Origin of the sequence: Phaeodactylibacter xiamenensis (assembly GCF_000759025.1) — a bacterium.
GTDB lineage: Bacteria > Bacteroidota > Bacteroidia > Chitinophagales > Saprospiraceae > Phaeodactylibacter > Phaeodactylibacter xiamenensis.
In genome coordinates this window covers 1-22,136 of the sequence record NZ_JPOS01000012.1, presented here as the reverse complement: position 1 = coordinate 22,136, position 22,136 = coordinate 1, and the positions used below count along the sequence as shown (strand labels likewise).

Annotated in this window: 17 protein-coding genes and 1 pseudogene; 11 read left to right on the top strand and 7 right to left on the bottom strand. The window is 51.0% G+C overall.

Features of this window, described 5'->3' with window-relative positions; translation table 11 throughout:
• Window positions 1-13: 13 nt before the first annotated feature.
• Window positions 14-2,602: an outer membrane protein assembly factor BamA gene (gene bamA, locus IX84_RS03780; protein ID WP_044217248.1), complete on the bottom strand. Its 2,589-nt coding sequence runs from the start codon at window positions 2,600-2,602 to the stop codon at window positions 14-16.
• A 242-nt stretch (window positions 2,603-2,844) separates the two neighbouring features.
• A complete protein-coding gene (locus IX84_RS03775; RefSeq protein ID WP_044216701.1) occupies window positions 2,845-3,594 on the bottom strand; it encodes an isoprenyl transferase in 750 nt (249 codons plus the stop codon).
• A gap of 290 nt (window positions 3,595-3,884) precedes the next feature.
• Here IX84_RS03775 and IX84_RS03770 point away from each other — a divergent pair, with 290 nt between their 5' ends.
• Window positions 3,885-5,600 carry a M3 family oligoendopeptidase gene (locus tag IX84_RS03770; protein ID WP_044216699.1) on the top strand — a complete coding sequence of 572 codons (1,716 nt, stop codon included), beginning with the start codon at window positions 3,885-3,887 and terminating at the stop codon, window positions 5,598-5,600.
• A 92-nt stretch (window positions 5,601-5,692) separates the two neighbouring features.
• Here IX84_RS03770 and IX84_RS03765 read toward each other — a convergent pair whose 3' ends face one another.
• The 4 genes from IX84_RS03765 to IX84_RS03750 form a co-directional block, all read right to left on the bottom strand.
• On the bottom strand, window positions 5,693-7,471 hold the full coding sequence (locus IX84_RS03765; protein WP_044216698.1) for an Ig-like domain-containing protein: 1,779 nt from the start codon (window positions 7,469-7,471) through the stop codon (window positions 5,693-5,695).
• 17 nt (window positions 7,472-7,488) lie between these two features.
• Window positions 7,489-7,938: a hypothetical protein gene (locus tag IX84_RS03760; RefSeq protein ID WP_044216697.1), complete on the bottom strand. Its 450-nt coding sequence runs from the start codon at window positions 7,936-7,938 to the stop codon at window positions 7,489-7,491.
• Window positions 7,939-8,049: 111 nt separating this feature from the next.
• Entirely contained in the window at window positions 8,050-9,006 is a 957-nt protein-coding gene (locus IX84_RS03755) for a threonine ammonia-lyase (protein WP_044217247.1), read from the bottom strand.
• 2 nt (window positions 9,007-9,008) lie between these two features.
• Complete coding sequence (locus IX84_RS03750) at window positions 9,009-9,224, bottom strand: hypothetical protein (protein ID WP_044216696.1); 216 nt, start codon at window positions 9,222-9,224, stop codon at window positions 9,009-9,011.
• A gap of 153 nt (window positions 9,225-9,377) precedes the next feature.
• On the opposite strand from IX84_RS03750, the gene IX84_RS03745 reads away from it, so the two are divergent.
• Both IX84_RS03745 and IX84_RS03740 read left to right on the top strand, forming a co-directional pair.
• The gene (locus tag IX84_RS03745; RefSeq protein ID WP_044216694.1) at window positions 9,378-9,863 is read left to right on the top strand and encodes a hypothetical protein; all 486 of its coding nucleotides are present in this window, start codon (window positions 9,378-9,380) and stop codon (window positions 9,861-9,863) included.
• Window positions 9,864-9,869: 6 nt separating this feature from the next.
• Entirely contained in the window at window positions 9,870-10,664 is a 795-nt protein-coding gene (locus IX84_RS03740; protein WP_044216692.1) for a hypothetical protein, read from the top strand.
• A gap of 17 nt (window positions 10,665-10,681) precedes the next feature.
• Here the strand turns inward: IX84_RS03740 and IX84_RS03735 are convergent, their stop codons facing one another.
• Window positions 10,682-11,326 carry a carboxypeptidase-like regulatory domain-containing protein gene (locus IX84_RS03735; RefSeq protein ID WP_044216691.1) on the bottom strand — a complete coding sequence of 215 codons (645 nt, stop codon included), beginning with the start codon at window positions 11,324-11,326 and terminating at the stop codon, window positions 10,682-10,684.
• Between the two features lie 355 nt (window positions 11,327-11,681).
• Between IX84_RS03735 and IX84_RS03730 the strand changes: the two genes are divergently transcribed.
• The 8 genes and pseudogenes from IX84_RS03730 to IX84_RS03680 all read left to right on the top strand — a co-directional run.
• Window positions 11,682-12,503 (top strand): prohibitin family protein, encoded by an 822-nt coding sequence (locus tag IX84_RS03730; RefSeq protein WP_044216689.1) that lies wholly within the window; start codon window positions 11,682-11,684, stop codon window positions 12,501-12,503.
• 259 nt (window positions 12,504-12,762) lie between these two features.
• Window positions 12,763-14,007, top strand: coding sequence for an NAD(P)/FAD-dependent oxidoreductase (locus IX84_RS03725; RefSeq protein WP_044216688.1), 1,245 nt, complete (start codon window positions 12,763-12,765; stop codon window positions 14,005-14,007).
• A 363-nt stretch (window positions 14,008-14,370) separates the two neighbouring features.
• On the top strand, window positions 14,371-15,357 hold the full coding sequence (locus tag IX84_RS03720; RefSeq protein WP_044216687.1) for a succinylglutamate desuccinylase/aspartoacylase family protein: 987 nt from the start codon (window positions 14,371-14,373) through the stop codon (window positions 15,355-15,357).
• 576 nt (window positions 15,358-15,933) lie between these two features.
• Entirely contained in the window at window positions 15,934-16,485 is a 552-nt protein-coding gene (locus IX84_RS03710; protein WP_044216685.1) for a hypothetical protein, read from the top strand.
• 76 nt (window positions 16,486-16,561) lie between these two features.
• Entirely contained in the window at window positions 16,562-17,641 is a 1,080-nt protein-coding gene (locus IX84_RS03705) for an Rpn family recombination-promoting nuclease/putative transposase (protein WP_044216684.1), read from the top strand.
• 702 nt (window positions 17,642-18,343) lie between these two features.
• Window positions 18,344-18,568 carry a flagellar basal body L-ring protein FlgH gene (locus tag IX84_RS03695; RefSeq protein ID WP_044216682.1) on the top strand — a complete coding sequence of 75 codons (225 nt, stop codon included), beginning with the start codon at window positions 18,344-18,346 and terminating at the stop codon, window positions 18,566-18,568.
• A gap of 351 nt (window positions 18,569-18,919) precedes the next feature.
• Window positions 18,920-19,933, top strand: coding sequence for a hypothetical protein (locus IX84_RS03685; protein ID WP_044216680.1), 1,014 nt, complete (start codon window positions 18,920-18,922; stop codon window positions 19,931-19,933).
• Window positions 19,918-22,136 (top strand): annotated as a pseudogene (locus IX84_RS03680) (hypothetical protein); the annotation flags it as partial. The gene IX84_RS03685 and the pseudogene IX84_RS03680, both read left to right, overlap by 16 nt.

The following is a 22,136-nucleotide window of genomic DNA, read 5'->3' as shown; positions in this document are numbered from 1 at the left end:
TGGTTACGGTAGATTATTCCGGCTCGAAACCAAGTATGATGTTGAAGTTGCCCAGGCCCTGAATGGTCCGATCCGCACCAGGCTTATCGAAGCCGATACCGTAATCGAAGCCAAGTGTACCAAACATAGGCAGGAAGACCCGAAGGCCAAGACCGGCTGAGCGGCGGAGATCAAAGGGATTGTACTCCCGGGTGGACCTCCACGCATTCCCCCCCTGTGCAAAAGCCAAAACGTAGATCGTTGAGCTCGGATTGAGCGAAAGTGGGTACCGGAGTTCTAATGTAATCTTGCTGAATACTGGTGTGGCCAGCGTTTGACCTTGGCGTGCCGGGTTGATATTGGCAGGAAGTTCCGTTTCCTCGTAGCCCCGCAATGAGATAATATCCACACCCTGGAAACCGAACTGTTGGTTGTTAATACCATCACCACCCAGCAGAAAGCGCTCAAATGGGGAGGTACCCAAACGCGAGTCGTAAGAGCCCACCATACCGATTTTGGCTTGAGCCTTGAAGATGAGGTCCCCCACGATTGGCGTATACCAATCCGCATCAAACCGCCACTTGTGATACTCTACGAAGCGGAAGCGCTCCTGTACCGGCTCTGAGGCGTAGTCCCGGTCCGGGTTGAAAAGAGAATAGGGTGGGGTAAACTGTACAGAAAGTGAAATCCGGGATCCATCTTTCGGGAAAATCGGATCATTAACCGTAGAGCGGACCAGAGTCTGTGTAATACTAAAGTTGTTGAACTTTCCATTATTCACAAATTCATTCTGATCGGTAGTGAACGCTTGTCCGGCCCATTGAATCAAAGTGAGTTGCTGTAGATTTAGGGCAGTGCTGGTGACGAAGTTATCATCCGGCCACCTTAGGCGCTTACCAAGGCTAACAGATAGCTGAGCAATACTCAGACTGCTTGGGTTAGTTCTGCTAAAGCTGCCCGAAAATTTGTTGTAGAAACCAGCCACGGTAAGAGAGTTGGGCTTTTTGCCACCCAGCCATGGCTCAGTGAAAGTAGCGTTATAGGACTGGAAGAAAGCACCATTAGTCTGCGCACGTAACGACAGGCGCTGACCATCACCCTGCGGTAAGGGGCGCCAGGCTTCCTTGTTGAAGAAGTTGCGCATGGAGAAGTTGTTGAACGAAACCCCCAGCGTACCAATCACACCCTGAAGGCCACCCCAGCCAGCGGAAAGCTCCAACTGGTCGGAGGGTTTTTCTTCAAGTGTGTACTCGATATCCACAGTGCCCCGCTGCGGATTGACCGGCGTATTGATACCCAACGTCTCCGGGTTGAAGTAGTTGAGGTTCATTAGTTCCCGCTGCGAGCGGATGATATCGGAACGGCTAAACTTCTTGCCCGGAAGTGTCCGGAGCTGACGGCGGACCACATGCTCGTGCGTGCGGTCATTGCCTTTGATCACCACTTTGTCGATCGTCGCCTGAGGGCCTTCAAATATTCGGATTTCCAAATCAATGGAATCGTCTTCCACCGCCACTTCAATAGGGTCTACCTGGAAAAAGAGGTAGCCGTTGTCCATATAAAGCGTGCTGACATCCCGTCCATCCTGACTAAAACTCAGGCGGGTCTGCAGCAGTTCCTGATTGTAAATATCCCCTTTGGAGATGCTAAGTACGTTGGCCAGGGTTTGCTCATCGTAAATGGAGTTGCCCTTCCAGGCGATATTCCGAAAATAGTACTGATTGCCCTCATCGATATTGATTTGGATGTTGAGCAAGCCGTCTTCATCCCGGTATAGGCTATCGCTTTCGATGGCTGCATCCCGGTAGCCCAGCGTATTGTAAAAAGCAACGAGGGCCTCTTTATCTTCCTCGTATTCGTCCATAATGAATTTGGAGGAGGCGAAAAGGCGGCGCTTCTCCTTGGTGTCCTCCATTTTTTTGCGCAGCTTCTTGCCCTTGACGTTGTCGTTGCCCACAAAGTTGATATTGCGGATTTTCACTTTGTCCTTCCGGTCTATATCAAAGACCAGGCGGACCGAGTTCGGGCGGATGGAGTCCGGGATTTCCCGAACAGTGGCTACGGCATCCAGATAGCCTTTACCAATAAAATAGTCTTCAATGGCTTCGCGAGCGTTGGTCTTGACGTTTTCAGTGACAATCCCGCCTTTGAGCAGGTATTTGTTCACTTCGTCGTTGAGGTCATCATGGACGGATTTTTTCACGCCCTGATAGGAGTGGCGGGTGAGACGGGGGCGCTCCTGAACATGAATTTCCAGGAAAACAATATCACCGATTGTTTTTTCCTTGACGATTTTGACATCCGTGAACAGGCGCAGTTTCCAAAGGGCTTTAATCGCTTTTTGGATTTTAGGCCCTGGAATGCGGATTTTATCACCTACGCGGAAGCCCGCGATACTGATCACAGCGTTATCATCACTATAGTCTGCGCCAACGACTTTAATGCCGCCGATTTCGTACTCCAGCGGTTCGCCGTATTCGAGTACCGGGATGCTGTCTTGATCAGCTTGTGCCCGGAGTGGCAGGCTCAGCACCAGGAGAGGCAGGCTCATCAGGCACTTGAGAAAAAAGGCTTTTGTCTTCATCTGCATAGAATCGCTTTGCAGGTATGTCAATTGTTTCATGTGCTTCTGTTGCAAGTTGCTGTGCTTTTTTAGCGCTCCCAAAGCAGGGGCACAGCTGGCGCTGGTACTTTTCTGAAGCCGTTTTTCATTGGCTTTCAGTGGATTTGCCCGCAAAAATAAGCGTTGTAATCAGCAAAACCGCATATTCCGGTGGTGGATTAGAAAAAACTACCTTAAGGGGACGCCTTGCTGCCACCTGAGGTTGTATGGGCCCGGTGAAAATTCTCTTATTGCAGTCTGTTTTACACCAATTGTTCACTGGTTTTCCCAAACCGCCGCTCTCGCCGCTGATAGTCGATAATAGCCTGGTAGAAATGAGCTTTGCGGAACTCTGGCCAGTAGGTAGGAGTGAAGTAGAGTTCTGCATAGGCAATCTGCCAAAGCAGGAAATTGCTAATCCGGGTCTCTCCACTGGTGCGGATGAGCAGTTCCGGGTCAGGCATACCCTTCGTACTGAGGTGGCGCCCCAGGGTGTCCTGATTGATGTCTTCCGGTGCCAGTTCTCCGCTTTTGATCTGTTCGCTCAGGCTTTTGGCGGCTTCCGTGATTTCCCACCGGCCACTGTAGTTGAGTGCCAGGACCAGGGTCATCCGCTTGTTGTGCTGGGTTTTCGCAATGCCATCGAGCAGGGCCTTATGGGTAATATCCGGCAGTTTGGAAAGGTCACCTATTGCCTTGAGGCGGATGTTGTTTTTATTGAGGGTTTCAATTTCTTTGGACAACGTTTCAACGAGCAGGCGCATCAGTGCACCTACCTCCAGCTTCGGGCGTTTCCAGTTTTCTGTGGAAAAAGCATAGAGTGTAACGTATTCTACCCCCAGTTCGGCAGCAGCCTCTGTGACTTCCCGCACGGCGGTTACCCCGTTTTTGTGGCCAAACACCCGTGGCTTGCCGTGCTGCTTAGCCCACCGGCCGTTGCCATCCATAATGACTGCAATATGCCGGGGGAGTTTATCGAGGTCTATTTGTGATTTTAATGCTTGCTGTTCCACGTCATCGCTTTTATGCTGGCCCCTCGTTGCCTAAACTTTTGCCTATACGGCCTGTTAAGCAACTGCCTGAATCTTAAGCAGGCTAAGATAAGGTCAGGATTGGGGAAACAGCCACAAATGTACACACTTTCCGCCCAAGTAAGGGGAAGATAGGCTGTAAATTGTCTTATCTTTGATCTCCTTTAGCAGGCGCTGCTGGCCGGGACCTGTTCTGTCTTTCCGATCAGAGGTGCTTGTCTCCCCGTTAATCTTACCGCTTTGTTATCTCATTTGAAAGCCGCAACTAAACTATGCAAACCTTAGCCGTGAATACAACATTTGACCAGTTTGAGTACAAGCGCCCCGATTTTAAGCGCTTCGAAGAAGACTTTCAGACTGCCCTTGATGCTTTCGAGCACGCTCATGACGCAGAGGAACAACACGAAGCTTTGCGCCATATCAACGATTTGCGCAATACCTTCTCTACCATGTACAATCTCTGCATGATCCGGCATACAATGGACACCGGAGATGAATTTTACGAGAAGGAAAACGAATACTTCGATCAGCAAACCCCGGCCTATCAGGGGCTGGTCAATAAATTCTATGCTCAGCTGCTCAGCGCAAAATTCCGGCAGGAGCTGGAAGCACGATGGGGAGCACAGCTCTTTCGTATTGCCGGGCAGAGCCTGAAAACTTTTGATGACTCCGTGCTGGAGCTGCTGCAGGAAGAGAATAAACTGAGCAGTCAGTACACCAAGATCAAAGCAGGGGCAAAGATCGAGTTTCGCGGCAGGGAGGAAAACCTGTCTTCCATCATTAAGCATGAGACGGATAGAGATCAGGCGACCCGCCGGGAAGCACAGCTCGCTAAGTGGGGCTTTTATGAAGCCAATGCTGAAGCCATTGAGGGCGTATTCGACCAACTGGTCAGGGTCCGCCATCAGATTGCGAAAAAACTGGGCTACGACAACTTCATCGGGCTGGCCTACGACCGTATGCTGCGCTCCGATTATAACCCGGAGATGGTAGCTAACTTCAGGGAACAGGTCAAAACGCATATTGTGCCCATCGCGCAGCAGCTGTACGAACGGCAGCGCAACCGCCTGGGGCTGGACAAACTCCGCTTTTACGATGAAGACCTCCGCTTCGCCTCCGGCAATCCGGACCCTAAAGGCGAGCCGGGCTGGATCGTAGAGCAGGCAGAGCAAATGTACCGGGAGCTTTCACCGGAAACCCATCAGTTTTTCCGCTTTATGCAGGAAGCCAAACTCATGGACCTGGAAACCCGCCCCGGTAAAGCCACCGGAGGATACTGCACCTTCATCGACGGCTACAAAGCGCCCTTCATTTTCTCTAACTTTAATGGCACAAGTGGTGATATCGATGTACTAACTCACGAAGCCGGCCATGCTTTTCAGGTATACAGCAGCCGGGATCAGGGCATAGGAGAATACGTATGGCCCACAACAGAGGCTTGTGAGATACACTCCATGAGTATGGAGTTCTTCACCTGGCCCTGGATGGAATCCTTCTTCAAAGCAGATACTGAGAAATACAAATTTGGTCACCTCGCGGGCGCTATCCACTTCCTGCCTTACGGTGTAGCCGTGGATGAATTCCAGCATTTCGTGTACGAAAACCCGGACATTACGCCGGAAGAGCGCAACGCCGGCTGGCGGCGGATTGAGCAGAAATATTTGCCACAGCGCGACTACGATGGGTATGATTTTCTGGATGCCGGGCGCTTCTGGCAGAAGCAAAGCCACATCTTCAACGTGCCCTTCTACTACATCGACTATACGCTGGCGCAGATTTGTGCCTTCCAGTTCTGGAAAAAAGATCAGGAGGGGCACGAAACGGCCTGGAGCGATTACCTGCGGCTGTGCCAGGCAGGCGGCAGTCAGTCCTTCCTGGAATTGGTGCAACTGGCCAATCTGAGCTCCCCCTTCGGGGATGGCTGCGTCGCTTCAGTGGTGGATGTAATCAAAGACTGGCTGGAGCAGGTGGATGACCGCTCGTTCTAGTGGATTGAGCTGTAAATACTTAGCCACTTAACCCCGGCAGCAATCGGGGCAGTCAGGGCTTCAGGAGCAATAAAATGAGCAGACAATACGGGCTAGTTTTTCTCGATCCGGTCCCGTACGGAAGGCGGTAGATTATCCAGATTGCGCAGGGTGTCCACAGCGGTACTGTCTGTAGCGGTCGAATCTATCGCCGTTACTTCCGGCCGGGCAAGAGGCGGCTGCCGTTTTTGCCGGGCTTGCTGCTGCATCTGATCCAGCGTAACGACGGCTTCAAGGTCCCAGTTGGCCCGGAGCTGTTCCAAATCGCGGGTGTACATGAGCTCGGGTTGCCGGTAGGTGTCATAAAGGCCGGAATCCCACCGCCCGTTGCCATTCCAGTCCTCTGTAAGGCGTACCGTGAAAGTAGCCGGGCGCAGGTATCGGAGCTCCTGCCCGAAGCTCGTTTGCCCGGACACCTTGTAAGTGTGAATGACGTTTTCCCCATCCATTAATTCAATAATGTAAGCTGAGTCGGCGGAGAGGCTGTCTACGGTCAGGAACAGGTTGCCATAGTTCTTCAGCAGGTCCACATTGATATCCTGCAGGATCGTATCTGATTTCAGGCTGTAGATATCGGTTACTGCACCGGGCATTAGCTCCAGGGAATAGGGTTTGCCTGACTTCCATTTGTAGTCCAGAACAAGCGTACGTTGCCCATTTGTATCCAGGCTCAAGGAAGGCCTCACCAGGGTTTTGGAAGTATCTTCGTATAACTGTATCAGGTTCGTATCATAGGCTAGTATGGGGTGGTTGAAAGAGAGGGCTAGCGGTTCCCTTGGGTGCTGTTTGCTGCTGCCGCCCCGCCCTTCAAAGGTGAGTGTTGCATTCTCTAAAAAAGCAGCCCGGTCGCGTACCCGCACATCAATTGTATCATAAAAAAGGGTATCCTGCTGTATATAAATCTGCCAGGGCTGATCGGTGGTGGTTTCGTACCAGATTTTGGTAGTATCCGGCTGGGTTTCGTAGAGAATCTTACGCTGACTGATATTTTCGTGGGTGATGTAAACGTCGTCGGGGCGCGGCTGATTAAAAGCGATTCTGACCCGCCCGTATTGACTGTCATCACCGGTGGTCAGGCGCAAGGGGAGCGCTTCAGTAAACATTCGGATAGAAAGGGAAGGCTGCAGGCTGTCGCTGACCACAAGCAGGCTGTCGGGGAAGCCAATCGCCTCCTGAGCCTGGTCGAAAAGGTAATTGAGGTTGTTGTCCAGCAAAGCAAACCCCTTGAACGTATCTGCCTTTACATTACGGATGATAAACTGCCCGTCGGCGCCGGTTCGGCCGAAGTAAAAAGGGCGCTCGGTGCGTACTACAGAGTCAGCCGTATTGTCGTAGAGTAAAAACAAGGCACCCTCAATTGGCTCAGTAGTCCGTGCGTCCACGATGATGCCGCGAACACTCAGAGAGTCGATGTAGTCACCGGTAGAAAAAACGTAGCGGACGTCCTGGGCCGGGTTCCGTTCCGTAATATCCTGTATGGCTTCTCCAAAATTGATGGTATAGGTGGCATTTTCCCGTAGTTCTTCCTGCTCATCAAATTCAAAGATGATGGTTTTGCCCTTGATGGAAAGCTCGTATTTGTACTGCAAAGGCGGGGAGATGATGACCTGATTAAAGGCATCCCGGATTTCCACCCACTCGTTGAAGGTAAGCTCAATGGGCGATTTTTTGTAGTTGGTTTGATAGTTGCGGGAAGATTTCTCCGGTACCAGTTTGGGGGGCGTTTCATCCCTGGGGCCACCCTCGGGCCGGCCAGGGTTAGCGCATTGCCAAAGCAGAAAGCCAGTCAGGGACAGCAGTAAAAACCGAAACAGCGTTGTCTTGATTTGCATAAAAAGAGGCGGTACGTTTAGCGGTCTTCTTCCACTTTGACCACATCGGTCAGGGCGTAGATCAGGCGGTTGATATCATCGGCATTGAGCTCCAGCTTACCGCGGATGGTGATGGGCTCAGCAGTGTACTCGATAGGCTCATTGGCAAATACCTCCATGACCGTTTCCGGGCCAGCGCCACCGCAAAAAAAGCACATGTTGTAAGGGTAGGCGGAGAAGATAAACTCTTTATGCCCTTTATAGCCTTCTACCGGAATGATGTAGCCCCGTACGTCTACGGTTTTGCCTTCCATCGCCAGTACATCCTCACTGAATACCGGGACATCCACCTTGAAGCCCATCATCTCGTTGTATTCCTTTTTGAAGGTAATTTTAGACAAGGTTTTCCAGGTCTTGCCCTGCGCTTGTACCTGAAGGGCAGCGCTGCTCAGCAAGAGGGTAACTATGGCGATCAGAAAATTTCTCATACCGGATATGTTAGCTGGTTTTGAAGCCCACGGTGATATTACCGGGCTACAAAAGTAACGTTTCAGCAGGGGAATTGTGTTTAAACATAAAGTTAATAATGGGAACAATTCCTAAAACGGCAGCCGGTCCAGGTCCACATTTCCACCTGTGAGGATCACGCCAACCCGCTTCCCTGCGAACACTTCGGGGTGTTTGAGAATGGCGGCAAGGGGGACGGCACAGCTGGGCTCGATGATGATCTTCATGCGTTCCCAGATCAGCCGCATGGCTTGCAGGATTTCAGCTTCTGAGACCAGGAAAATGCCGTCGAGTTCCCGTTGCAGGATGTCGAAGGTCTTTTCGCCCAGGTTGGTGCGCAGCCCGTCGGCAATGGTGTCAATGGTGGTATTGGATTGCAATTGCCCGCTTTGGAGGGAGCGGTAGGCATCATCAACGGCTTCGGGCTCTGCTCCGTACACTTTTACACCCGGAGCAAAGTACCGTGCGCTTAGTACGGTGCCGCTCATAAGCCCGCCTCCGCCAACAGGGGCAGTCAGCATGTCCAGCCCTTCCACATCTTCCAGCAGCTCTTTGGCACAGGTGGCCTGTCCGGCAATGACGTTGTAGTCGTTGTAGGGGTGGATAAAAGTAGCGCCCGTTCTATCAACTACCTTTTGCAGGGTGCTTTCCCGGGCAGCGAGGGTGTTTTCGCAGGAAGTGATTTGTGCCCCGTAGGCTTCGGTGGCCGCCCGTTTGGCAGCAGGGGCGTTCTCCGGCATAACGATGTAAGCCGGTACGCCCAGCATTTTTGCGCTAAGCGCTACGGCCTGTGCATGATTGCCGGAGGAGTGAGTCGCCAGGCCTTTCCGGCGCTCTGCTTCGCTCAGCCGCACTGCAGCGTTGCTGGCGCCGCGCATCTTGAAGGCGCCCACCTTCTGGAAATTTTCGCACTTGAAAAACAGGGATGCCCCGGCCCTTTCATCAATGGCCGAACAGGTCAGTACCGGTGTCCGGTGAATGAGCGGCTCAATCGCTTCGTGGGTGGCTTCGATGTCCGCACGGGTAGGAATAGCAGTAAGTGGTCGCATCATTATTGGGGGCCTTTCTTTTGTGATAAACGGAAGCTGCGGATGATAACCATCAGCGCAAGGGTAAAGAGGATAATAAAGGGCAGCCAGCTGCCGATTTCGTAACCGATTTGGTAGCCTGAGGAGGTGGTGTCAACCCCTTCAGATTGTGCCAGCGTCAGAGTTGTAATGCTAACAAAAGCCAGAAAAAGGAGTGCCCGCCTAAGGAAAACTTGCATAATCAGTTATATTATGATTTGGTGTGCAAAGATAAGGTTATCTTTCCGGTAGGAATAGGTAAAGCGATCCGGCAACGTTAAAGAAAAGCCAAAATAGCCGTATCTTTCTACCATCACAATCCCTTAAACCGTTAAATGGTCAAAAATAAAACCATGAAAAACCTCAAGATTACCTTATCTTTTCTTTTCGCCATTTTAGGCGTGCAGTTTGCATTTGCGCAAGGCCCATTGGAGTATTGCAACAACCGTTTCGGCTTCTGTGTGGAATATCCGGGCGACCTTCACCTGGCACAGGACCGTCCGATCAATGGGGATGGTATTACACTGGAGGCAGAAAATGGGGCCATACAGGTGATAATCGCTGGTTCGCACAACGTGATGGACTGGACCCCGGAAAAAATCTACGGCTTTGAGAAAGAAGCTTTTCAGGACAAACATCAGGGAGGGACCAAAGAACTGAAGTACGAAGCGGATGCCGGCGGTTTCCAGGCCATTCTTTCTGCCGGCGCCGATGTGGAAGCTATCCGGATGTGGGCCCGCAATGGGGTGTATGTGCTGATCAGCATTACCGGCCCTCAGGCTAAAATCCGTCAGGTTGAAGCCATTTGGAACCAAATTAATGTGAAGTTCAACACTTAATCTTATATGGACTTTCTGGTTACGGGAGACCGCAGCATATTTTTTTACTTATTGCTCTTTTTTCTGCTGGTCGGAGTTGTACAGGCGCTTACAGTAGGCAGCCTGTTCTTCTTTAAGCGTTCCGGTGACCGAAGGTCAAACTGGTTCTTCGGGGTGTTGCTCATTACTTTTGGGCTCACCCTGATCCACAATATTTTCAATTTTATTGAGCTCTACGAGATCTGGCCGGAGGGGAAGTTCCTGCCGCTCTATTTTACGTTGTCCTTTCCGGTCCTGCTTTTTTTTCACGCCAAGTTATCGCTTTACCCTTCCTATCAGCTCCGGTGGACAGACGCCAAGCATTTTATCCTGCCGGTTGGGCAGCTGTTGTTCTTTGTTGTCATGTTTTTGCAGCCGGTGGCAGTGAAAGCGGCAATGGGGCGTGTTTATTTCAATCCCTTTTACGGCGCTTTTGAACAGGGGCTTTACCTGACGTCCTTTTTCGCCTATCTCTATTTTGCCTACCGCTACATTCGGCAGCGGCGACTGGAGGTCCGGCAGGAGCGCAACCCGCATGAGTGGCGAAAAGTACTGTACCTGCGTACGCTGGTGCGGGTACTGCTGGTGCTCTACATTATTCACACGGTTTTCGTGCTGACGGACTTTGTCTACTATGAATTTCTGGAAATCAACCTGCGTGCCGTCAAGTCCTATGTGGCTTTGGGCATGCTATCCTTTGCCGCTCTGGGCTATTGGATGGGCACCTACGGATTTCAGGTCCTGATTTGGGGCCGGAAGGTTTTTGGAAAAACAAATGGATGATGCAGCCCGCAAGGCTGCTACTCATTCTGATCCTTCTTCTTAAAGTCTCCTGCTTTCCAGGAGTCAAAGAACCGTTTCCACGCGATCGGGTTGAAGATATTCATCGGTGGCTGCTGGCCAATATGGTAGAAATCGCGGGACTGCTGCCGTAGATAGAAATCTGCATTTTCCCTGCCATCTGGCACAACTTCGTTCCGCATACGGCGCAGGGCATCATTGGCCATGTTTTCCTGCGCACGCGCCTGTAGTTCCTGCGTTACGTCCATGGCGAGGAATTCAAGTTTGAAATGCTCCCGGCTCGGCCAGGGGAACACAACTGTCTCTGGCAGGTTGATGGCATCTTGTGTCATCAGCTGCACGATAGAGTAGCGTTCGTCATCGAGGTCTTCAGGGATTTGGTATTCTACGGTTTTGTAGCCAATAGCAGAAAATACTATGATGTCCCCTTTTTCCACTACGATGGAGAAGAAGCCACGCAGATCAGAGTAGGTGCCCCGCCCTTTGTCCTTCACAAGAATATTGGTGTAAGGCACCGGGAAGAGTTGGTCATCAGTGCCATCGAGTACCATCCCGGAGAACTGTACCAGGTTTTTACTTTGCTGCGCATTAAGGCTCAGCGTTCCCAGCAGGAAAAGGAAAAGTATGGAAAATCGGATATTCATATTTTGCTCGGCTTTATCCTAATGTACATATTTTAACCGTACATTATCATTATATAAGACTACTCAGGTCCATCAAAGGTTTGTTAAGCTCCTCATAAACCCAAACGAATGTAGAAAATATTTGGCAGTTGGGCGCTTTTCAGTATACGCATGGTTAGCATAGCCTTGACCTGATTTACCCGGTACCAACAGATACTATGGTTAGCGATATTAGGCTACGGGGGCTTTTGCATATAGCATTAGTCGGATTTCCCCAACCTTCAGTAGAGTAGGCAAAACCGGATTTCTAAAAAGTTGTTACCTTAACATAATCAGATGCCAATGAGGTATCTCATTTCACCAATTAAAATCAATTATGAGCCAAAGTAAATTAATCACATACGGCATCATTGTCTTTGTAGCCCTCATCGCTATCCTGACCTTCTCTAACGCAACCTTCCTGACCATTGAGGCCGGGGAGCGTGGGGTGCTTTTCCAGCGCTTCGGTGGAGGACTGGACAAGGAAAATATCTACAATCCGGGCTTCCATGTGATCGCGCCCTGGAACATCATGTACGTCTATGATATCCGCGAAAAGCAAATTGACGAAGACATGACCGTGCTGTCCAGCAATGGACTAAACATAAAGGTGGACGTGACCGTCCGGGCCAATCCAGAATACGGCAATATCGGCGACCTGCATGAAAAATTTGGCCCTCAGTACGTCGAGAGCCTGGTAAGGCCGGAGGTGCGTTCCTCGGTCCGGGAAATCATCGGGCAATTTTCTCCTGAGGAACTTTACTCCACGAAGCGAAACGAAGTGCAGTCTTTGATCCAGGAAAACCTTAAAGAAAACCTGGGTAGCAACTATATCGAGCTTAGGGCAACGCTGATCCGTAATATCGAATTACCCGATAAAGTTCGCTCGGCTATTGAAACCAAAATAGAGGCAGAGCAGCAGGCGCTAAAGTACGAGTACATCCTGCAACAGGAACGCAAAGAAGCGGAGCGTAAGATCATCGAGGCAGAAGCCAAGGCAGAGTCTAACCGGATCCTCAGTGCCAGCCTGACCGATAAAATCCTCCAGGATAAAGGTATTGAAGCCACGTTGCAACTGGCCAATTCGCAAAACTCGAAAGTCATTGTTGTCGGTGGCGAAGGTGGCAATGGGCTACCATTGATACTGGGTGGAAATTAAAAAAGCAAAGCCTGGTCAGTTGTAATGTTGCCATGTCACAAAAAATGACAAAACAATGCAGATTCAAGGTGGCCCCATGAAAATGGGGTTTGAAACTTTGTCTGCTCCCCCTATCTTTGTTATAACAATTTGATATTATCGTGCAATTTTCGGATTGCAAGGTAAGGGGGAATCACGGTGCGCCCGCTAGAACTAACCTTCTGGTGGGCGCACGTTTTTTTATGAGTTTCTGTATCTTAGCGCACTCAACATCCCTCCTATGCAACTAACCACTGATGCTTGTATTATTGGAGCGGGTCCGGGAGGAGCCGCCACAGCCCTTAAGCTCAGCTATCTGGGTATACCTTCTGTATTGGTGGATAAGGCTTCTTTCCCGAGGGACAAGGTATGTGGTGATGCTATCAGTGGTAAAGTAACCACCCTGCTCAACCGGCTTGATCCGGAAATACTCCATCGCTTTAACGCAAGCCCGGTGCAGTCAGATGTCTGGGGCATTCAGTTTGTCTCCCCTAATAACCGGGCCCTCAATATTCCATTCCGGCCGAATTATGTGCGCAACGCCGCTGAAGCACCCGGTTACGTCACGAAACGTATGGATTTTGACCATTTTCTCGTCAAAGAAGTGGAGCGCCGGGATAATATCCGTTTTTTTGGCAATACAGAGATTGTCACATTTAAGCGCACTGAAACCGGCTGGTCTGTGGGTACCAGGTCTGGTGATTTTACGGTGCACTGCCGCATGCTGATCGTAGCCAATGGCGCATACTCTGCATTCAGCCGCAAAGAGGCAGGCCTGGAGAAAGACAACAAACACTACGCCGCAGCAGTCCGGGCCTACTACCGGAACGTCAAAGCACTGGATAAGGACAATTTCATCGAATTGCACTTTATCAAGTCTGTCACACCGGGCTATTTCTGGATATTCCCCCTGCCTAACGGAGAGGCTAATGTAGGGCTGGGTATGCGCAGTGACATTCTCAACCGCCGGAAAGTGAACCTCCGGAAAGAGATGCTACAGTTGCTGGAAACCCACCCGGTACTTAAGGAGCGCTTCAAAGATGCTGAGCTGATTGGTGGTATCAAGGGTTTTGGGCTGCCTCTGGGCTCTAAGCGCCGTTCCATATCCGGCGACCACTATATGCTCGTGGGAGACGCCGGGCATTTGGTAGACCCGCTCACAGGTGAGGGTATTGGCAATGCCTTCTACAGTGGCTTCATCGCTGCCGAACAGCTGGAGCAATGCCTGCAAGCCAATGATTTCTCTGCAGCTTTTCTCAAAGCTTATGACAAACGGGTGGACCGGGTACTCGGCTCCGAAATGCGCCTGAGCTACCGCCTGCAAAAGATGTTGATGTACCCCTTTATCGTCAACCTCATCGCTAGCATTATTGCCGGCAACCAAAAAGTCATCGAAGTCCTGTCCGGTATGTACAATGACTTTAGCCTCCGTGAGCAACTGGTACGCCCGGCTTTCTGGTTGAAAATGTTTTTCCAGAAAAAATAACAGCCCCGACCAACCTTTAAAGGCCAATTCCCCTCCTTATCGTAATTAAATTGACGAAAGCGTCATTTTGTCGGTGACTGGCATTGAATCTTTCCGGATTATTCATTATTTTAGGTGCATATTGAAATAATCTTGCGAGCTTTCTCGTCAGTACAATAAAAATCGACCTTCAGAGTTATATATATATCAAATTGACTTTTAACGTTGGTTTAAAGTTTCATAAACTAGTGAGTGTAAAGCGGCAGCTTTCTGTTAATTCAGGGAGCTGCCTTTTTTTATCGCTTAACTGTGGCGTTTTTCCGAAAACTGGTGTAAGTTCCTGACCTTTGTGTACATTAAGCCTGTTAATTACCGAAAAACGCAATGTACCAGTCTGCAACCTACGCTGTCCTTTCTGAATTAGACCCCGGTCAGGTGCCTGCAGGTACTATTCAGAAGTATTGGCTGCCCATGATCACAGATGGGGTAGGTGCTCCGGTGCGCCTTCCGGTACTGATTGCACGCGGTAAAAAAGAAGGGCCAGTGTTGGGGCTGACCGCCGCTATACATGGCAACGAACTCAATGGTATACCGGTCATACAGCGCTTGTTTGCTGCCCTTGATGCCAGCGAGTTGTCCGGAACGGTAATTGGGGTGCCCGTTATGAATATTCCGGGGCTCATGCTGGAACAGCGTAAGTTTAACGATGGGGTAGACCTCAACCGCATCGCACCCGGTGATCCTGATGGTAACCTGAGCCAGGTCTACATCTACCGCCTTATAGAGCGGGTATTGCGGCACTTTGACTACCTGATCGATTTGCATACTGCGAGTGCCGGCCGTATCAATTCATGGTACATCCGTGCGGATATGAGCCAGCCTGAAACGGCCCGGATGGCCATGTTGCAAAATCCGGAAATTATCCTTCACAACCTGCCGAATGACCGTACTTTTCGTGGGGCCGCTGCCAATCTTGGTATTCCGGCTATTACCCTTGAGCTTCGCGACCCCCATGTGTTTCAGCATGATGTAATCAAAGATGCCCTACTCGGCGTCCGTAATGTACTGCACGATTTGGGCATGCTCAAAGGGCAGGTCGAACATACTGTGGATACCACTGTGGTCTGCCCCAAATCCAATTGGTGGTACACGGATGAAGGGGGGATTCTTACTGTCATCCCTAAGCTTGGGCAACTGGTTGCACCAGGAGACACCCTGGCGGAAGTCCGCTCGGTTTTTGGTACCCTGACCAAGACCTATCGCAGCGATAAAGTGGGCGTGATTATTGGCAAAAGTGTCAGCCCTATTAATCCTACTGGTAGCCGGATCGTACATTTGGGCCATAATCCGAAAATCGTATCGACTTCGTAGAAGTCGCATGTAGAACCCAGCCAGAACCAACGCTCCACCTACCCCCACCCAAGCCCAAAAAAAACAACAATGTTTTCACGCCGCAACCTTGACATTACCACAGCCAAGTCGTATATTACCAATCCATTGCACAAATCACTGCGCGCAGTAACAAAAACAGGCGCTCCCTGTGTGACCGCCACACTTATACCGACGATTAAGTGGTTTGCCGAGGTAAACCCACCCAATGCTTGCCCGTGTCTCATCGCCTTTAGGCTTTGACTACCTTAAAGGCAGGAGGGGCGGCATATACGCCTTGAAGCGGTATGCCCTGGAATAGCATACCACTTTGCAATGCGTATACTTGAACAAAAAACATAACCGCCCTGCTAAAGCCTTGAGCTATAGCAGTACTATTGGTACTGGCATTAAACAGATATGCCTGGGACAGCCGGTAGCTGAATCCCCTGTCTGTACTATCCCCCGCTGGGCGCTTCCGACAGCACCGCTGGCTACAGCGCCATGACACGGGGTGCCCGAAGGGCGGGGGTGGATCCAAGTCAATTCCTATTTTTTAACACATAAAAACCTTCACCTATGAAAAACAAATTCCTACTGCTCACCTGGCTGCTTGCGGTACCTCTGCTGTGGGGCGGGTGCGATAAGCCACTCTTTAAAACCGACAGAGGTTCCATCGCACAGCCCGATGAGCTGCCGCCCATCACCACCACCGGCGAGGGCACCTTCGCCTGCAAAATCAATGGGGTGAACTGGCAGCGCTGTGGGGGGAACCTGAAAGACAGCAGCCTCTCTGGAAACTGGTCTCCGAATTATAAGATTTTTCAGTTGTCAGCTTTTAGAGATTGTGAAGGCTTTAATGATAGTGTTTCTATTTCTGCCTATTTGGATAGCCTGGGGCGCTATGATCTTCATCGTGGAAATTATTTCAACGCTGATCTCCCCTGTTTAGATAGATGGCCTAGTTTCTATAGTCTATTGGATAGTGCTGACAATTGGGTAGAAATACTCAACCTGGACACCAAAGAATTCATTGTCTCCGGCACCTTTCAGTGTACCCTGGTGCACGAGGAATGTGGCGACACGATCTTTATCACCGATGGCCGATTCGACTACGACTGGGCTAATTAATAGAATTTATTTGTTTAATTTATTTTGGTTTTAATACAAGGCTATTTATCTTTAGGGTGTGCTTAATCTCTGTACTATGCCCCAAAATCTGAATGTCCATCAACCCGATGACCGCTTCTTCAAGTCGGCTATGAGCGACCCGGAGGTGGTCAAAGCTTATCTTCAGCATTTCTATCCTAAAATTGCAGCTATTGCAGATCTTGCAAGCTTGAAGCTGGAAAATAGCGTCAGTCTGCGCCCCAACCTGAAGCGGTTCGAGGCGGACGTCATTTACCGCTGCCGGTTTCAGGGAGATGCGGATGACCACTTCTATTTCTGTTTGCTATTTGAGCATAAGTCCAAGCCCGATAAGTACGTTGCCGTGCAGGTTGGGCTGTACATTATGGAACTACTGTCCAGCATGGTGAAAAAACAGAGCAGGGAACTGGAGCCTGTGCTGCCCCTCATTTTTTATAACGGCAAGGAAAAATGGATGCCGCAAACACTAAGCGAGCTATTTCAGAAGCATCCGCATTACACTGCTTTGGAACCCTATATCCCCAACTTCCGTTTTCTATTTCAGGACGCTACGCGCCTTAGCCCGGCAGCGCTGTTGCAGCTTGACCTGAGCTACTTCCGCAGTGTACTGATGTCAATGGCTTTTCGGCACCGGCAGCACTTGATATTCAAATACCTTCAGCTTATCTTTGAAGGGACGGACGGGAAAGAAAAAGTCAGCGCAGTGACGACCTACATCCTGGGGGTGGCAGAGCGTTCGGAAGCAGAGTTCCTGAAGCAGATCCAAGACACAACATTCATAATAAAACCAGAAGTCATGAGTACTTTGGAGCAAATTTTGGAGAGAGGCCGAAAAGAAGGGCTGGAGAAGGGCATGGAAAAGGGCATAGAAAAAGGTATGGACAGGGGGGTATACAAAAATAGTATCTTCAACCTCCTCAAAACCGCTGTGCACTTCCCAGACTGGCCCGCTAAAAAATTAGCAGACTTCACAGAGCTGAGCATGGAGGTTGTTGCTACCTTCCTGTCTGTCAAATCGCAAGGGGATTCGGCAGTACTGAGCAGGTACGTCCGTCAGGATTTGCTTGCCAACATCCCACTGAGCGCGGAAGATGAGGAAAAGCTGGACCGGCTTGTTGTACAGTTGGCGGGTGGATAAAGCCATGAAGAAAAGCTCTGCCAACGCATCTTCTGCACCCAATCTTATAGCACAACCTATAGCGCCTCCTCCGGAGTCTGGCGCAGACACCTTCAGCTACTCAAAGAACGGGGAGCCTGCCTAATAACCCGGACAAAACGACCAAACGACTTCGTAGAACCTGTCTACCCGGCGCAGACAGGTTGAGTCGCATCCTGGCCTCTCAGGAACTCTATCTTGACCGGACTTCGTAGAAGTCACATCTTGATCTCTCAGGCACTCAATCCAGCCCGACTTCGTAGAAGTCGCATGTACAACCCAGCCAGAACCAACGCTCCACCTAACCCCACCCAAGCCCCCCAAAAAAAAACAATGTTTCCCCCCCTTATCTTGACATTACCACGGCTAAGCAGTATATTACCAATCCATTGCACGAATCACTGCGCGCAGCAACAAAAACCGGCGCTCCCTGTGTGACCGCCACACTTACTTGAACAAAAAACATAACCGCCCTGCTAAAGCCTTGAGCTATAGCAGTACCATTAGTATTGGCATTAAACAGATATGCCTGGGACAGCCGGTAGCTGAATCCTCTGTCTGTGCTATGCTCCGCTGGGCGCTTCCGGCAGCGCTACTTGCTACAGCGCCGGGACACGGGGTGCCCGTAGGGCGGGGGTGGATCCAAGTCAATTTCTATTTTTTCACACATAAAAACCTTCACCTATGAAAAACAAATTCCTACTCCTCACCTGGCTGCTCGCCGTGCCCCTGCTGTGGGGCGGGTGCGACAAGCCACTCTTTAAAACCGATGAAGCCTCCATCGCGCAGCCCGATGAGCTGCCGCCCATCACCACGACCGGCGAGGGCACCTTCGCCTGCAAAATCAATGGGGTGAACTGGCAGCGCTGTGGGGGCGGGTTCCTTCAGAGTAGTATACTTGGAAACTAGTCTCCGAATTATAAGATTTTTCAGATTTCTGGGATGAGACGAAGCTGTGAGGGCTTTGATGATTCAATATACTTAAACGCTATAGTTGACTCAGCAGGATTTTATCCTTTGAAAAGGGCTCACTTTGATGATTTTAATCTTGATTGTCAAGATGTTGCAGATCCATATGTACTACAAGAAGGTGCCAGCAACTGGGTAGAGATACTCAATTTGGACACCGACGAATTCATTGTCTCCGGCACCTTTCAGTGCACTCTGGTGCATGAGGGATGCGGCGACACGCTCTTTATCACCGATGGCCGTTTCGATTACGACTGGGCCAATTAATTAACCTATTTTAATCTTGATCACATGCGACTAACCGCTATTTTCAGAAACCTGCTGCTTGGAGTATTCATCCTGGCAGCGCCTGCGCTCTGCGCGCAGCAGACCATAGATACGTCCCCCCCCCCCGGATATTACACGCCGGACTGGGTCTTTGCTAACCTCAATTTAAGTGGGTTGTCTACCGGCTTGCTGCAGGATCACGGTACGCCCTTCACGCGCCTCAGCGCCTTCAACGGCGACCCGGACAGCACCACCGTTTCCACGCCCCTCCGCTGCCGCCTCGTGCAGGCCACTTTGCTCAGTGCCACCGTCAATGCCAATGCGCAGGTGGATACGGCCGCGCTTCCTGCGGAGTCTGGCTCTGATACCTTCGATTACCAAATTCTGCTCTACGCTTACCATAAACTTAAACCGGATGCGGTCAGCCAAAACCTCATCAGTATCACCAATAATCAGCTGGTAGATATTTCCGGGCCTCAGGATTCGCCTTACAAGCGGGAGTTTGCCATTGCGGCTGCTCCGTGGCGCAAGAAGGCGCTGACGGCCGGGCAGGTTTATGCATTCAGCCCCACCGTGGCGACCAATATTCCGGCACAGTTTGTAACGGGGTACGAAATCAATACGGGGCAGGGGTTCACCGCTGTTGCACCGGGCAGTGTATACACCTTTACGGCATCATCGGGCAGCGAAATGGATTTTGAAGCCCGGGTAACGCTGACCAATGGTAAGGTACTGCTCAGCCGGAGCAAAATGGCGGTAGTGCCGGATATCGGACCGGTTTCTCCGATTGATCCGGTTGATTATTGCGCAGCAGAAGAGTTTACCATTGATCTTGGATCTACAGAGCCTGCCTGGGATGATGAAACCGATCGGCTGTTTGTTCAAACCTCCTGTTGCGATGACATCATCCGTCGGCCCTTATTAATTATAGGCGGCTTTGAAACGCCCACTTTATTCGATCCGGATATCGAGGATAATAAGGTGGATGGGCATCCTTTCTTTATTGATAATGCTTTGATTTTATGCTCGAAAGGTTGAGAGGGGCTCCAACACCAACTGGGAACCCCATAATCCAAGACCTACTCAACGACGGCTACGACCTCATTTTCCTGGACTTTGACGATGAGACTAAACCTCTGGAGCAAAATGCCCAAGTGGTCAAGCAAGCCATCCGGGAAATCAATAACCGTAAAGTCACCGATGAGCCATTGGTGATTGCTGGCCTAAGCATGGGCGGAGTAGTAGGCAAGCTGGCCCTGCTGGAGATGGAGCGCGATGGGGAAGACCATGATGCCCGTTTGTTCGTCAGCGTGGATTCCCCACTGCGCGGGGCGAACATTCCGCTTGGGTTGCAGCATATGGTCCATCACCTGAATGGTTTAAAGGTGCATGTTGTCCCGGGCGTTGCAAGTATCTCACTAGGCACGTTAGTGCCAGACCTTTCTGGGGCTGCTTTTACTCTAAAACGCCCTTCGGTTCGTCAATTGTTGACCTACCATAGTGAAGAGGACCTGCTGTTCAATAACTCCTACCGGAGTTTCTATGATTACTTCACGAGCCTGGGCAAGCTACAGCAATGTGAGCATTTGGCGATAGCCGCTGGCTCTCAGATAGGCATTGGGCAGGGCTTTGATCCGCATGATAAACTTGTCTCTCTGGCAGGGACTTCAGGTCAGCTTCTGACCCAGTTTTCTAATTTGGGCAGTGGCTGGAGCCTTCCAATTGATATTGCCAGCAATCTTTTTCTTGGCACAGGTGGATATTTGGACTTTGATGTTTGGTCCTTGCCAGATATGCCCTCGTCTCCAAAGTTTATCTACCGCAACGTGACAGTTGTACGTGTGTTTACTATTCCCGTAGTATTCGACATCGTAAAAGTCCGAGTTTCGGGCACCCAGCCTTTCGATAGTGCTCCGGCAGGACGTTCCGCTCTGGTTGATGATGAAGGCGGGGCATTGCCAGGCCTGCTTCAGCCCAATTTTGGCTTTATTCCAACCATAAGCGCTTTAGAAGTGGGGCCCTATCAGTCTTTAGCAGGGCCACTGAGCGACCCCTTCCAGCCTATCAATGATAACAACGCGGTGCTGGCCTTGTCACAAACGACCATGGACTACATGGTGGCCAACGATGATCCAGACATAGAAAATGCAAATGGGGAACACGATAACCCTTTTAGCCCTGAAAACACCGGCATGCTGCTCTCCGTAGCTTCCAATGGGGCAGTAACCCCTGCCACGCTCGACAACCGTACCTTCAACCACGGGGACAGCCCGGAGGTCTATGATTACGCCAACCCTCCTATGCCTTTCCCGGTATATCGCACAGAGCCCATTATCGATGAAGATACCGACATCATCAACGGCGGGCAACTCTGGGTCAACCGGGCCGGGCGAATCGGCTTTACGGATATAGCAGCCAATCTCAATAACGATGAAGTCAGTGATTTTGAGGTCTTCATCCGCAGCAGCTTCTGCGAGGGCGACCCCACCACCCTCACCATCGCCCCCACCGCCCGCATGGAGCTCGGCCAATGGGACGCCGCCGCCGGCATCACCAACACCGCCCAGGTCTACGTGCAAGCAGATGCGACGGTCTCCATTCAAGCCCAGGGCGAGCTGTACATCAATAAAGATTCCCGTTTTATCGTACAGGAGGGGGGCTATACAGAGGTACTTTCTGATGGTCTGCTCAGCGCAGGCTTTGGCGGGCAGGTCCGCATCGAGAAAGGGGGCGAAGCCCGCATTGGCAGTGGCGGCATTTTGCGCGTCAGCCAGGATTCCAAGTGCGTGGTGGAAGACGGCGGCAAGCTGGTACTGGAGCCGGGCGCTATCGTGCAGCTTTGGGACGGGGACGACCCCTTCGGGCGTGCTGTGCTCGAAGTGCAGGGCGAGCTGGAGGTACAGGGCAGCATCGACTTCAGCGGCAATGGCTTCTTTGACTTTTTCCAGAGCCATATTCTCAGCCTTACGGGCGGTATTTTCCGCATCGAAGGGCGGGGCATCGGCAAGCGCTTCCTGCGCCTGCGCAACAATACGACCCTGGACATCGGGGACAATACGGTGGAGCTGCTGGAAGGCCTGGCGGAATACGGCAATTATGCCAAAATCTCCGTAGGTCAGGGCGAAGCCTTTATCTCCAACATGGAGCTGAAGACCGGCGGGCAGACGGCGGTGGGCCTGCTGGCTGACGGGGCGACTAAAATCCGTTTTGTGTACAACGAAGCCTACGGGTTTGCCAATGC

Excerpts from the sequence above, each read along its gene's own strand:
- bamA (WP_044217248.1), bottom strand. The coding sequence starts at position 2,602 with ATGAAACAATTGACATACCTGCAAAGCGATTCTATGCAGATGAAGACA.
- IX84_RS03770 (WP_044216699.1), top strand. The coding sequence starts at position 3,885 with ATGCAAACCTTAGCCGTGAATACAACATTTGACCAGTTTGAGTACAAG.
- IX84_RS03765 (WP_044216698.1), bottom strand. The coding sequence starts at position 7,471 with ATGCAAATCAAGACAACGCTGTTTCGGTTTTTACTGCTGTCCCTGACT.
- IX84_RS03760 (WP_044216697.1), bottom strand. The coding sequence starts at position 7,938 with ATGAGAAATTTTCTGATCGCCATAGTTACCCTCTTGCTGAGCAGCGCT.
- IX84_RS03755 (WP_044217247.1), bottom strand. The coding sequence starts at position 9,006 with ATGCGACCACTTACTGCTATTCCTACCCGTGCGGACATCGAAGCCACC.
- IX84_RS03750 (WP_044216696.1), bottom strand. The coding sequence starts at position 9,224 with ATGCAAGTTTTCCTTAGGCGGGCACTCCTTTTTCTGGCTTTTGTTAGC.
- IX84_RS03745 (WP_044216694.1), top strand. The coding sequence starts at position 9,378 with ATGAAAAACCTCAAGATTACCTTATCTTTTCTTTTCGCCATTTTAGGC.
- IX84_RS03740 (WP_044216692.1), top strand. The coding sequence starts at position 9,870 with ATGGACTTTCTGGTTACGGGAGACCGCAGCATATTTTTTTACTTATTG.
- IX84_RS03735 (WP_044216691.1), bottom strand. The coding sequence starts at position 11,326 with ATGAATATCCGATTTTCCATACTTTTCCTTTTCCTGCTGGGAACGCTG.
- IX84_RS03730 (WP_044216689.1), top strand. The coding sequence starts at position 11,682 with ATGAGCCAAAGTAAATTAATCACATACGGCATCATTGTCTTTGTAGCC.
- IX84_RS03725 (WP_044216688.1), top strand. The coding sequence starts at position 12,763 with ATGCAACTAACCACTGATGCTTGTATTATTGGAGCGGGTCCGGGAGGA.
- IX84_RS03720 (WP_044216687.1), top strand. The coding sequence starts at position 14,371 with ATGTACCAGTCTGCAACCTACGCTGTCCTTTCTGAATTAGACCCCGGT.
- IX84_RS03710 (WP_044216685.1), top strand. The coding sequence starts at position 15,934 with ATGAAAAACAAATTCCTACTGCTCACCTGGCTGCTTGCGGTACCTCTG.
- IX84_RS03705 (WP_044216684.1), top strand. The coding sequence starts at position 16,562 with ATGCCCCAAAATCTGAATGTCCATCAACCCGATGACCGCTTCTTCAAG.
- IX84_RS03695 (WP_044216682.1), top strand. The coding sequence starts at position 18,344 with ATGAAAAACAAATTCCTACTCCTCACCTGGCTGCTCGCCGTGCCCCTG.
- IX84_RS03685 (WP_044216680.1), top strand. The coding sequence starts at position 18,920 with ATGCGACTAACCGCTATTTTCAGAAACCTGCTGCTTGGAGTATTCATC.